At 42.7% G+C, this 10,917-nt stretch carries 11 protein-coding genes; 8 read left to right on the forward strand and 3 right to left on the reverse strand.

Annotated features, from left to right (window positions below; translation table 11 throughout):
* The first annotated feature begins 162 nt into the window (after nucleotides 1-162).
* The 6 genes from BFP75_RS07210 (at nucleotide 163) to BFP75_RS07235 (ending at nucleotide 5,211) form a co-directional block, all read left to right on the forward strand.
* Nucleotides 163-363, forward strand: a complete 201-nt coding sequence (locus tag BFP75_RS07210; RefSeq protein WP_099544573.1) for a hypothetical protein — start codon at nucleotides 163-165, stop codon at nucleotides 361-363.
* Entirely contained in the window at nucleotides 360-1,163 is an 804-nt protein-coding gene (locus tag BFP75_RS07215) for a DUF6090 family protein (RefSeq protein ID WP_099544574.1), read from the forward strand. Before BFP75_RS07210 ends, BFP75_RS07215 begins: the two co-directional genes overlap by 4 nt.
* The gene (locus BFP75_RS07220) at nucleotides 1,156-1,905 is read left to right on the forward strand and encodes a DUF6090 family protein (RefSeq protein ID WP_123803355.1); all 750 of its coding nucleotides are present in this window, start codon (nucleotides 1,156-1,158) and stop codon (nucleotides 1,903-1,905) included. The genes BFP75_RS07215 and BFP75_RS07220 overlap by 8 nt, the downstream gene beginning before the upstream one ends.
* Before the next feature lie 27 nt (nucleotides 1,906-1,932).
* Nucleotides 1,933-3,267, forward strand: a complete 1,335-nt coding sequence (locus BFP75_RS07225; RefSeq protein WP_099544576.1) for a YfcC family protein — start codon at nucleotides 1,933-1,935, stop codon at nucleotides 3,265-3,267.
* A gap of 356 nt (nucleotides 3,268-3,623) precedes the next feature.
* Complete coding sequence (locus tag BFP75_RS07230) at nucleotides 3,624-4,379, forward strand: SDR family NAD(P)-dependent oxidoreductase (RefSeq protein WP_099544577.1); 756 nt, start codon at nucleotides 3,624-3,626, stop codon at nucleotides 4,377-4,379.
* A gap of 241 nt (nucleotides 4,380-4,620) precedes the next feature.
* A complete protein-coding gene (locus tag BFP75_RS07235) occupies nucleotides 4,621-5,211 on the forward strand; it encodes a hypothetical protein (protein ID WP_240531722.1) in 591 nt (196 codons plus the stop codon).
* Nucleotides 5,212-5,232: 21 nt separating this feature from the next.
* Here the strand turns inward: BFP75_RS07235 and BFP75_RS07240 are convergent, their stop codons facing one another.
* A complete protein-coding gene (locus tag BFP75_RS07240) occupies nucleotides 5,233-6,219 on the reverse strand; it encodes an SDR family oxidoreductase (RefSeq protein ID WP_099544578.1) in 987 nt (328 codons plus the stop codon).
* A 48-nt stretch (nucleotides 6,220-6,267) separates the two neighbouring features.
* On the reverse strand, nucleotides 6,268-6,657 hold the full coding sequence (locus BFP75_RS07245) for a glyoxalase superfamily protein (RefSeq protein ID WP_099544579.1): 390 nt from the start codon (nucleotides 6,655-6,657) through the stop codon (nucleotides 6,268-6,270).
* A 499-nt stretch (nucleotides 6,658-7,156) separates the two neighbouring features.
* Between BFP75_RS07245 and BFP75_RS07250 the strand changes: the two genes are divergently transcribed.
* Complete coding sequence (locus tag BFP75_RS07250; RefSeq protein WP_099544580.1) at nucleotides 7,157-9,181, forward strand: S9 family peptidase; 2,025 nt, start codon at nucleotides 7,157-7,159, stop codon at nucleotides 9,179-9,181.
* A 13-nt stretch (nucleotides 9,182-9,194) separates the two neighbouring features.
* The gene (locus tag BFP75_RS07255; RefSeq protein WP_240531723.1) at nucleotides 9,195-10,028 is read left to right on the forward strand and encodes an endonuclease/exonuclease/phosphatase family protein; all 834 of its coding nucleotides are present in this window, start codon (nucleotides 9,195-9,197) and stop codon (nucleotides 10,026-10,028) included.
* A 54-nt stretch (nucleotides 10,029-10,082) separates the two neighbouring features.
* Here BFP75_RS07255 and BFP75_RS07260 read toward each other — a convergent pair whose 3' ends face one another.
* The gene (locus BFP75_RS07260; RefSeq protein WP_099544581.1) at nucleotides 10,083-10,535 is read right to left on the reverse strand and encodes a hypothetical protein; all 453 of its coding nucleotides are present in this window, start codon (nucleotides 10,533-10,535) and stop codon (nucleotides 10,083-10,085) included.
* Nucleotides 10,536-10,917: the final 382 nt, after the last annotated feature.

Raw genomic sequence — 10,917 nt, forward strand, 5'->3', positions numbered from 1 at the left:
CATATCTATTTGCTTATTAGCCATTGTCTTTTTAACAAAAAAAGACCTTTGACTTTTTACAAATAGAATCGACTTTTTTAGTGGTTCACTTTCACCCGTTTTAGGTGGCTCACTTTAGTCCGTTTTGGGTGGTTCACTTTAATCCGTTTTTAGTGGTATACTATGACCGTTTTTTGCACCCATTATCCATGGTCTGGGCAATCAACGGTGAAACCGGACTACTATCCCTTGTTTCAGAAAGTGGAATTTGAAAATTTGTTGGATAATTCCTTATGGCTGCATCAAAATATAATGGATAGGTTGGATGAAACTGAAATGTTGATTGAAGAAATTCTTCAGGAAACCAAACCTGCAGTAAAATGATAAAATTCTTTAGAAAAATCCGCCAGCAGCTGCTCAAGGAAAACAGGTTTTCCAAATATATGCTCTATGCACTTGGCGAAATATTTTTAGTGGTCATCGGTATTTTGATTGCCCTTCAAATAAATAATTGGAACCAAGATCGTCTCAACAAGAATTTAGAATTTCAATACTATGAGCGTCTTTTAGATGATGTTAAGGAAGAAAATATAATAATTGAAGCCACTTTAAACTATTCCAAACAGGTTAGCGAACATGCCAAATCTGCTGTCGCCGTTTTTGAAAATTCTTCCAATGCTAACCCTGATCCTGTTGCCAATCTTGTAGATATGTATCAGGCTAGCCAGCTTCTAGACCCTTATTCTGCGTCATCAACCTATCAGGAGTTAATTTCTTCTGGTCAAATCAACCTCATCCAAAACGATAGTATAAAGACCGCATTAATTAGATATTATGATATTGAGTGGTCAGAATCTGGCGTTGCTATACTTGAAAACACCTATAGAAAGAATCTAAGAGGAAAAATGCCTGATGACGTTCAGGCAAAGATTAGATTAGCCTGTGGAGATACTTATGTAAAAACCGGAAATAGTTACTTCCCCAAGCTACCAAAGGAATGTAATATACAACTGGACCATAATTACGCTAAATCGGTTGTTGAAGCATTGCTTAAAGATGAAAGTTTAAAAAATGACTTGCGCTATTTAATTGGTAATGAAGAAGGTAAACAAAATGATTTAATGTCCACAATGGTACAACTTGAGAGTCTAAATATGTTATTAGAAGGCATAAACAATGATTAAATTCTTTAGAAAAATTCGGCAGAATCTCATCATGGAAAACAAAACCTCCAAATATTTTCGATATGCTATTGGCGAGATTGTACTCGTAGTCATCGGTATTTTAATCGCGCTACAAATAAATAACTGGAATGAGGAACGTTTGGAGAATAATCGGGAAAAAATTACCGTGCAAAATCTAAACACTGAATTCCAAGAAAATTTAAGGGACTTGGATTCCATAAATACTATTTTGAAACGCACCATTTTGGCTACGGAAACCATTTTTGCAAAGTTCAAGGAAGAGGATTTTCAAGAAACCGACCCAATAGACAGCCTTTTGCACCATGTCATAGAAAGTCCTTCCTGGAAGCCCAGCGAATTTGTTTTGAACGACCTGCAAAACTCTGGTGGACTCTCAAAATTGAACAATCCGGAGCTTAAGATTCTATTGTTCAATTGGTCCCGATTTTTTAAGGAATTGCAGGAAACGATGGATCAAACCGAAAAAACGAATGTCAATTTGATTGAATATATTCGGGAACATGGTTCGCTCAGAAACATAGATACCAAATCCAAAATATTTCCATACAGGCGCTCACAACTAAAAATGAACAATGCATCGTTGCTTCAAAATATTCAATTTGAAAACTATATCGATGACAAACTTTACGTCCTTAAAGAGTTTGAAATTGCCTATACCCAAGCCAAAATATTAATACAGAAAATCTTGAAGGAAACAACTATAGATGAAAAAGGACCGTGAAATAGACGAAAACCAATCAAACCAACTATGAAAAACTTTCCAAATGCCTTTGTCATTATTATTGGAGGAATACTGTTGGCGTGGACCCTTACCTACATCATCCCCCAAGGAAGCTATCAACGTATTACGGATGAAGCATCTGGAATTACTACGGTAGTGGGGAATTCATACCAAGAAATTCAGGGTCAGCACTTATCCGCCTTTGATATGATGTTGACCATACCAAGGGGCATCGCGGAAACGGCAGATGTGGTCATTCTTATCTTACTGTTGGGTGGATGCTTTTACGTTATTGAAAGGACAGGGGCCCTTTCCAAGGGGCTTCATAAACTGGTGCGGTTGCTTAAGGGGAAGGAAATGCTTTCCTTGGTAATCGTGTCCTTGTTGTTTACGGCCGCCGGCGTAACCATTGGAATGCAGGAGGAAGTCATTGCCATGACCCCCGTTTTGCTCATTTTTGGAAAAAGTATGGGCTTTAATAGCTTTACCACCGTTTCCATGAGTTATGGCTCCACGGTCATTGGCAGTACCTTTAGCCCTTCGAACCCATTTGGGGTGATCGTTGCCCAAAAGGAAGCGGGTATTCCGTTACTATCCGGGAGTGGATTTCGCATGATCGTACTATGTATTGCTTTTTTAATTTGGATGACCTATTTGATATACTATACTAAAAATCATAAAATAGAAAAGGAGGATACAAGCCTTTCCGACGAAAAGATGGGGCTCAGTTCTAAAATCATACTCTGGTTGTTATGCCTTGTTTTTGGAATCGTTACCTACGGGCTATTGCAGTGGGATTGGGGATATATGGAAATTTCCGCCGCCTTCTTTGCTTTGGGCGTTGCCTCCGGACTTCTGGGAAAACTGGGTGCCAATGGTACGGGCGAAGCCTTCGTTTCCGGATTTAAGGAAATGATCTTTGCGGCCATGATCATTGGCTTGGCGAACAGCATTTCCATGGTCCTGAAAGAGGGCATGATCATCGACACCATTGTGTACGGACTTTTTGGCCCTTTAAAATATGTGTCCGCTTCGGCTTCCGGTGTACTGATGATGGTTTCACAAGCCATTTTACACCTCCCCATTCCCAGTTACACGAGTCAGGCTATTTTGACCATGCCCATTTTGGTACCCCTGTCGGATTTAATTGGATTGTCCAGACAGACCTGTGTATTGGCCTATCAATATGGCGCCATCATTGGGGATATGTTCGTTCCTACGAACGGTGCCCTCATGGCCATATTGGCCATTAGTGGCATTCCCTATAACAAGTGGTTCCGATTTGTTTGGAAACCGACGGTCATCATGTTGCTTTTAGGGGCCATCAGTATCGTAACCGCCGTTGCTATGGCATATACCTAGCGGACCATTATACAGCCCCTATTTTCCGATGGATTTTGAAGCAGGGCGAACTCAAATTACTATCTTGAAAATAGAATAAGAACGGGAAATTATCAAAAACTGGGTCCTTGATACAATGAAATCGAGTTGTTTGACCCACCCCAAAACCCTCCAGAGAGGGGAACAGATTAAGTAATGAATATAGCATCTCCCCTCTTGACAAGGGAGTAGTTTCGGATTGTGAAAATCAAGACTCTTGCCCTGCCGAGAGGATGAATAGATGTACCGGATATAATTAAGACGCTTCCCTTCTTGGAAGGGATAAAAGTGGGTCGCACTTTAGGAAACTGGATTATTAAGCTATCTAAACTTGGATTATGGATTTTAAGAACAAAAAGGTATTGATCACTGGGGCTTCCAGGGGTATTGGAAAGGCCACGGCCCTAGCCTTTGCTGCCAAAGGTGCACAGGTGGGCATCAATTTTAGAAACAACCGTGAAGCGGCGGAAAGAACCCTAGCGGAACTACCGGGTGAGGGTCACCGACTCTTTCAGTACGATGTTTCGGTCAAAGAGGATACCAAAAGCTTGATAGAGGATTTCGTACAGGCCTATGGTAAACTGGATATCTTGGTCAATAATGCCGGTATTGGAGCGTTCCACGCCATCGACGAGGTCGATTTTAATACGTGGACCCAAGCTTGGGAAGACATCCTTGGCACCAACCTGACAGCAGTGGCAAACACCTGCTATTGGGCCGTTCAAGCCATGATAGCGCAGGGTGGCGGACGCATTGTCAACGTTTCTTCCAGAGGCGCTTTCAGAGGGGAACCTGTTCAGCCCGCCTATGGGGCCAGCAAAGCGGCCCTAAATTCCTTAAGTCAGTCTTTGGCAAAGCAATTGGCACCCCATCACATTTATGTTGGGGTCGTAGCCCCTGGGTTCACGGATACGGACATGGCCGCTGAAGCCCTAACGCCCAAGGAACGGGAAAACCTTTTGCGGGAATCGCCCTTTCAACGGATGGCCAAACCAGAAGAAGTGGCCCATGCGATTCTGTTCTTAGCCTCAGAGGGGGCGGAATATAGTTCGGGTACCATCATCGATGTCAACGGAGCAAGTTATCTGCGGTAGTTGCTTTTTGGATTAGCTAGCTTCGATACTACATTAAAGCTTTATGAGCCATTTATTTGTTTTTTTACTCATCTTAGGGAATTTTACATTATCAAATTTCTATAAAGATTTGCCAAAAAGAGGTTTATATATGAACTTGAATTAGGAAAATCGGCTATAACAAAGACTTATTCCAAGCTAAAAAATAATGCTTTTGACGTCGTTAAAAATGTTATTTGGATCTTAAAATCTACTAGTTTTAATGCCTAAAATTTACGTATCAGAATACATGAAAAAACACTTTATCTGTGCCTTACTCTTGGTGCTATCGTTACAATTATCCAATGCGCAGTTCATAAAGGAAAAATCCATCAGTGCTCAAATTGGATTTGTTGCAAGTATGCCTTTTAATAGTGCAGAAGACCCAAGTAATACTGGTCTTTTTACCCAAGGTGAACTCATATTAAAACTCGCTTCATGGGTAGAGTTGCGACCTTATGCTGGGCTGGTTTTGACAGGTTCACAGGGTTACGACTTTGATGGAAATGCATCTAGTGAAAAAGCGGAGACAAAAGCCCTCATGCTCGGTGGAAAAGCAAGAATAAGGGCACCTATTCCGTGGTTCGCCCCATATATCGAATTGGGTGCAGGAACTTCCATTGGTAAATTTGACACATATACCGTCTTCACGGATGTTGAAAAACGCGGAATAATTCCACATCTCCCAATTTCTTTTGGTGTAGAATTGGGGAAAAGGAACAATGTTGATATTGGTCTTGCCTTCTATTCCCAACCTACAGTGGAGCAAATAGTGGGCATATTCGCCTTTGGACTGTCCTTCCCAATAAAATAAAAAGTATACATCCTTTTGAAATCAAGCTAGTGACTTATAAGCTCTCAATACATTTTCGATTTTTGCCTCGGTTTCGGGGTCTATCCATTGCCGTTCCGGTTTTTCATGAAGCCACGCCAAGGTGCGTTTGATGCCTTCGGAATAGGGAATCGTTGCCTTAAAACCGGGAACGAAGGTCTTGATCTTGGAATTATCAAAAATCACGCTTTCGGATTTATCGGCCAGCAAACTACCTGTAAAGGAAGGCTCGATTTTACAGATAAAGTCGGACGCAATATGAACCATGTTCGCTTCCTTCCCCAGGGCTTCCGCCGTAATCTTATAAATCATGTTCCAACTTAACACCTCATCGGATGTAATATGAAAAGCGTGCCCAATGGCCGTAGTCAAGCCCAACAATCCCACGAAACCCTTGGCAAAATCATCGGCATGGGTCACCGTCCATAACGAGGTACCATCACCGTGCACAATGATTTCCTTACCTTTTAATATGCGGTCAATAACATTGTATTTATCAAAACCTCCTATGGCCAATGGCGTAACCGTGTCATAGGTATGGGAAGGTCGTACGATGGTCATGGGGAAACCCGTTTCCTGATAGGCTTTTAATAACCGTTCTTCGCACAATATTTTATTTTGGGAATAATCCCATAGATTGTTACGGAGCGGAGTGGATTCGGTGATGACCGGATAGGTCAATGGGGTTTGGTAGCAAGAGGCCGAACTGATAAAAATATATTGCTTCGTTTTTCCTTGGAAAAGTTCCAGATCACGCTCAATATCGGCTGGGGTAAAGGCAATCCAATTGACCACCACGTCCCAATCGTGTTTTTTTAATTCGGTTAGGTCTTCCAGTTTGTTGATGTCACCGATGATGGAATGGGCGCCTTCTATGTCTACTTTGGCCTTGCCCCTGTTCAGCAGGTATAAATCCATTCCCTTGGCGACCGCCAACCGACTACTCGGAGTACTGATGTTTCCCGTTCCCCCAATAAATAATACTTTCATTTATATGCTATTTAATTTAAAATCAATAATCTATCAATATTCAATTAACTATACACTCGACATATCCCGATAAAAAGTCAGGCCGTTTTTAAAAGGATCGTAGAAGGCGAATTCCTTGGTGCCCCATGCCGTTTCCCGTAATAAAGTATGGGAATGGAACACGTCCTTTTCGGCAAATTCGTCGTACAGTCCTTCAATATTTTGTGTCACGATCCGCAACATGGGCCGGTCGATATCAAAATCCCATTCCTTTCGGTCGTGCCATTGTAAATGGATCTCTACATCGTCCCGAATGACGCCTGCATATTTGGGATTTTTTGAATCGTCCGCAAAGGCAATCCGGAATCCCAATCGGTTTACATAAAAGTCCAGCGCATCCAAAACATCCCACACGGGAAGGACTGGATGTATCTGATGTAAGTGGATTTTCTCTTTCATAGCCTTAAGGTAAGTAAAATTGTAGTTAGTTATTAGTGAACTAGTGGTCAGTGGGTTGGTGAATTATGGGTTAGTGGGTTAGTGAGTTGGCGAGTTAGTGGGTTAGTGAGTTAGTGAAATAGTATTTTGTAGGTTTAGTAAACCAGCAAACAAGTTATGCCAACTAATAACTGTTCACTAGTACTTGTTTATTATTCACTGATTACTAAATACTGATTACTGAATACTGATTACTGAATACTGATTACTGAATACTGATTACTGAATACTGATTACTGAATAATGAACACTGTTTACTGATTACTGATTACTGTTTACTGATTACTGATTACTGATTACTGTTTACTGTTTACTGATTACTGATTACTGTTTACCGATTAAACCGACTGCCAACCTCCTACAGCTAATTGCCCATAGCTAATAACTTAGAACTTAAAACCTTTAACTAATAACCTTTAAATCCGTAAATTGATGCTTCAAACTAAACAAGCACCAACATATGAAGAATTGTATCGGCATCATCGCCTTTCTCCTCTGTTTAACCACTGTATCGGCACAGACCAAAACCAACCTCGAACTCACGGATATCTTCGACTACGAGTTTGTATCTGACCCACAAATATCGCCCGACGGCTCCAAAATCATCTACGTTAGGAATTTTAAGGACATCATGACGGACAAAAACCTGTCCAACCTTTGGATCGTGAATTTTGACGGCAGCCAAAACCGACCCTTAACGACAGGGAACCACAACGACTACTACCCTCGATGGTCGCACGACGGCAAAAAAATCATTTTTAAGTCCAACATGGCCGATGATAAAATGAAACTATACCTCATGTGGGTGGATACCAAAGAAACGGCCCCGTTGACCAATACGCCCAAGGCACCTGGTGCCGTAATCTGGTCGCACGATGACCGCTACGTGGCGTTCAATATGTTCGTGCCCGCCACGGACGAATCCCTCATTAAAATGCCCGCAAAACCGGAAGGTGCCAAATGGAACACCCCGCCTACCTACATCGATAAAATGAACTACCGGGGTGACGGTCAGGGCTATTTGAAAGCAGGCAACGACCAACTGTTTACCCTTTCCATCAACGGGGGGACCCCAAAGCAGTTGACTTCTTCAGAATACGATCATGGCGCACCCGTGTGGTCCAAGGATGGAAAAAGCCTGTATTTCTCGGCCAATTTCCACCCCGAAGGAGCCTTTGAACCGGCCAACTCCGAGGTATACAAATTAGACCTTAGCGATCATAGCGTAACCGCGCTGACCGACCGTTTTGGTCCCGATGGTTCGCCCACCCTTTCCCCCGATGGTTCTCTGATCGCCTACACGGGGAACGACGATACCTTTCAGGGCTATGAATTGACCCAATTGTACGTAATGAATACCGATGGTAGCAATTCCCGATTGCTTTCGGCCGATTTTGACCGTGACATGGGCAATATACAGTGGGCAGCGGACGGTAAAGGACTGTATTTTCAGTACGATGAAGAAGGCGATTCCAAAATTGGACACATCACATTGGACGGAAAGGTAACGACCATCGCCGAAGGCCTTGGCGGACTTTCCCTTGGAAGACCCTACAATGCGGCCGACTTTACCGTGTCCAACAACGGCAAGTTTGCCTATACCCTGGGCGGTACGCAACATCCGTCCGATTTGGCCGTAGCCGATAAAAAGGGAACCAAAAGGCTTACCTATTTGAACGACGACCTGTTCTCGTTTCGCAATGTGGGCGAAGTGGAGGAAATCTGGTGGAACTCTTCCTTTGACGACCGAAAAATAGAAGGGTGGATCGTAACCCCGCCCAACTTTGACCCGAACAAAAAATATCCGTTTATCCTGGAAATCCACGGCGGACCTTTTCAAAGTTATGGTTCCGTATACAGTGCCGAGATTCAGGCCTATGCGGCTGCCGGCTACGTGGTATTGTATTCCAATCCGCGCGGCAGTACCAGTTACGGGGCGGAATTTGGCAACCTCATCCACCACGATTATCCCAACCATGATTATGAGGATCTTATGAGCGGTGTGGATGCCGTGATTGCCAAAGGCTATGTGGATGCCGATAACCTGTTTGTTACCGGTGGTAGCGGTGGCGGCGTGTTGACCGCATGGATCGTGGGCAAAACGGACCGCTTTAAGGCCGCCGTAGTGGCCAAGCCCGTTATCAACTGGACGAGTTTTGTACTTTATGCTGATAGCCCAGCATTCTTCTCCAAATACTGGTTTGGGAAGAAACCTTGGGAAGATCCGGAAAACTATTTTAGGCGCTCTCCCCTCTCCTATGTGGGCAATGTAACCACGCCCACCATGCTTCTCACGGGCGAGGAAGATTATCGAACCCCCATTGCGGAATCGGAGCAATTCTATACCGCATTAAAGCTGGAAGGGGTGGAAACCGCCATGGTACGTATTCCCGGCTCCGGCCACGGTATCGCCAACCGACCCAGCAATTTGGTCGCCAAGATCGCCTCGGTATTGGCCTGGTTCAACAAATACAAAACGGACTAACGCAGCATACAAGATGAAAAAAGGAATTTTTGCCATGTTGATGGTTTTTATGACGGTCCTAGGGTATTCCCAAGTGTTTAATGTCATGTCCTACAACATTAAATACGATAATGTAAACGATACCGTAAACAACTGGAATTTTAGAAAGGAGGCCATGGTACAATTGATCCAGCACTATGGGTCCCAGTTTGTGGGCATGCAGGAGGTGGTACACAACCAATTGGAATATTTGGACGAGCACTTGCCGGATTACGGTTATATTGGTGTGGGCCGGGACGATGGCAAACAAAAGGGCGAGTACTCCCCTATTTTGTACAATAGTCAACATTTTCAACTGATAAGCGCCAATACCTTTTGGTTGTCCCCCACGCCGGAAAAAGTTTCCAAAGGTTGGGATGCGGCCTTGGAGCGTATCTGTACTTACGGACGGTTTAAGGACATTCAAAGCGGGAAGGAACTGTATGTGTTCAACACCCATTTTGACCATATAGGCACCGAGGCCCGGAAGCAGAGCGTAAACCTCATTTTACAGAAGATAAAAGCGGTGAACACCCAAAACCTGCCTGTAGTGGTGACGGGAGATTTTAACTTGGAGCCGGACTCCGAACCCATCCAGTTGATGCAACGGGAGCTTACGGACGGGCAAAGCGCTACCCAAGCCTCTTTTTATGGCCCTACGGGTACCTTTAACGGCTTTGACCCGTATATGGTCTTGGACCGCCGTATCGACTATATTTTTGTGGAAAATTTAATGGTAAGAAGCTATCTCCATATTGATGACCGTATGGAAAACAACAAACATATCTCGGATCATTTACCGGTGTTGGCGGAGTTGGGGATGGAATGAATGTGGTTATAAAATTAAGGATTTTTAATACAATGTTTTAGGTGCCAGTATAGGTTAGAAATTAAATCCAACCCCTAAATTTATGTAGCTATATTCCGGTATAGTAAAGTTGAATCCTCCTCCAGTATCTAAAGCAAAATTTCCAAAAACGAAAGTTACCCCAGTTTCTACGCTGGCTTCATCCCAAAGAGGATTATAACCTGAGCCAAGATAACCACGTAATTTATTAGTAATAGATTTAACGACGCCAGCATTTAGAAATGCATCACCTTCCACCGTTTCAAAATCATATGTTGCACTTACATAAAATCCCCAAGATTTACAATATGAATACTTAATGCCATATGGGCTATATGGAATATGAGAATAATACATCAAAGTATTTTTGAATTCTGGATACCCTTTTCCTTTGCTTGAGGTTTTGCTCGATTTTCCATTATCATTTAATTGAGCAAACGTAAGTGCCGGTATTGTTGCTAAAAGTAATACAAAAACAATCTTTTTCATGATTTCGATTTTAAAAAATCATTAATTACTGTAAACCCATTTTTTGACCTGTAAATCATGTGATGTAGGTTTTTACAAAGCTAACGATTCGTGTGTGATTAGTAGTGGACTATTGATAAGGGCTGAACTTAGTCGAAGCCAGGAATATGTTAGTCTAGTTTTAAATATAATTGATTGCAGAAAATTCCAAGATCTATTCAGGGACTATCTCATAAAGTGTGTAAATAAAAAAATAGCGGGGGCATGCCCCCGCTATTTTTTTAACTTTAAATTTTCACACCATTATGAAGAACGAGGAATTATTCGACGACAATTTTTTTAAACAGTTCAAGACCGGTGACGAGCTCAACGGTTTTTTGAAGGCACTCCAAAAACGCGGCAT

Origin of the sequence: Maribacter sp. 4G9, assembly GCF_002742265.1 — a bacterium.
Lineage (GTDB): Bacteria > Bacteroidota > Bacteroidia > Flavobacteriales > Flavobacteriaceae > Maribacter.

Bases quoted from the DNA above. Each gene is read 5' to 3' on its own strand.
- BFP75_RS07210 (WP_099544573.1), top strand. From the start codon at position 163: ATGACCGTTTTTTGCACCCATTATCCATGGTCTGGGCAATCAACGGTG.
- BFP75_RS07215 (WP_099544574.1), top strand. From the start codon at position 360: ATGATAAAATTCTTTAGAAAAATCCGCCAGCAGCTGCTCAAGGAAAAC.
- BFP75_RS07220 (WP_123803355.1), top strand. From the start codon at position 1,156: ATGATTAAATTCTTTAGAAAAATTCGGCAGAATCTCATCATGGAAAAC.
- BFP75_RS07225 (WP_099544576.1), top strand. From the start codon at position 1,933: ATGAAAAACTTTCCAAATGCCTTTGTCATTATTATTGGAGGAATACTG.
- BFP75_RS07230 (WP_099544577.1), top strand. From the start codon at position 3,624: ATGGATTTTAAGAACAAAAAGGTATTGATCACTGGGGCTTCCAGGGGT.
- BFP75_RS07235 (WP_240531722.1), top strand. From the start codon at position 4,621: ATGCCTAAAATTTACGTATCAGAATACATGAAAAAACACTTTATCTGT.
- BFP75_RS07240 (WP_099544578.1), bottom strand. From the start codon at position 6,219: ATGAAAGTATTATTTATTGGGGGAACGGGAAACATCAGTACTCCGAGT.
- BFP75_RS07245 (WP_099544579.1), bottom strand. From the start codon at position 6,657: ATGAAAGAGAAAATCCACTTACATCAGATACATCCAGTCCTTCCCGTG.
- BFP75_RS07250 (WP_099544580.1), top strand. From the start codon at position 7,157: ATGAAGAATTGTATCGGCATCATCGCCTTTCTCCTCTGTTTAACCACT.
- BFP75_RS07255 (WP_240531723.1), top strand. From the start codon at position 9,195: ATGAAAAAAGGAATTTTTGCCATGTTGATGGTTTTTATGACGGTCCTA.
- BFP75_RS07260 (WP_099544581.1), bottom strand. From the start codon at position 10,535: ATGAAAAAGATTGTTTTTGTATTACTTTTAGCAACAATACCGGCACTT.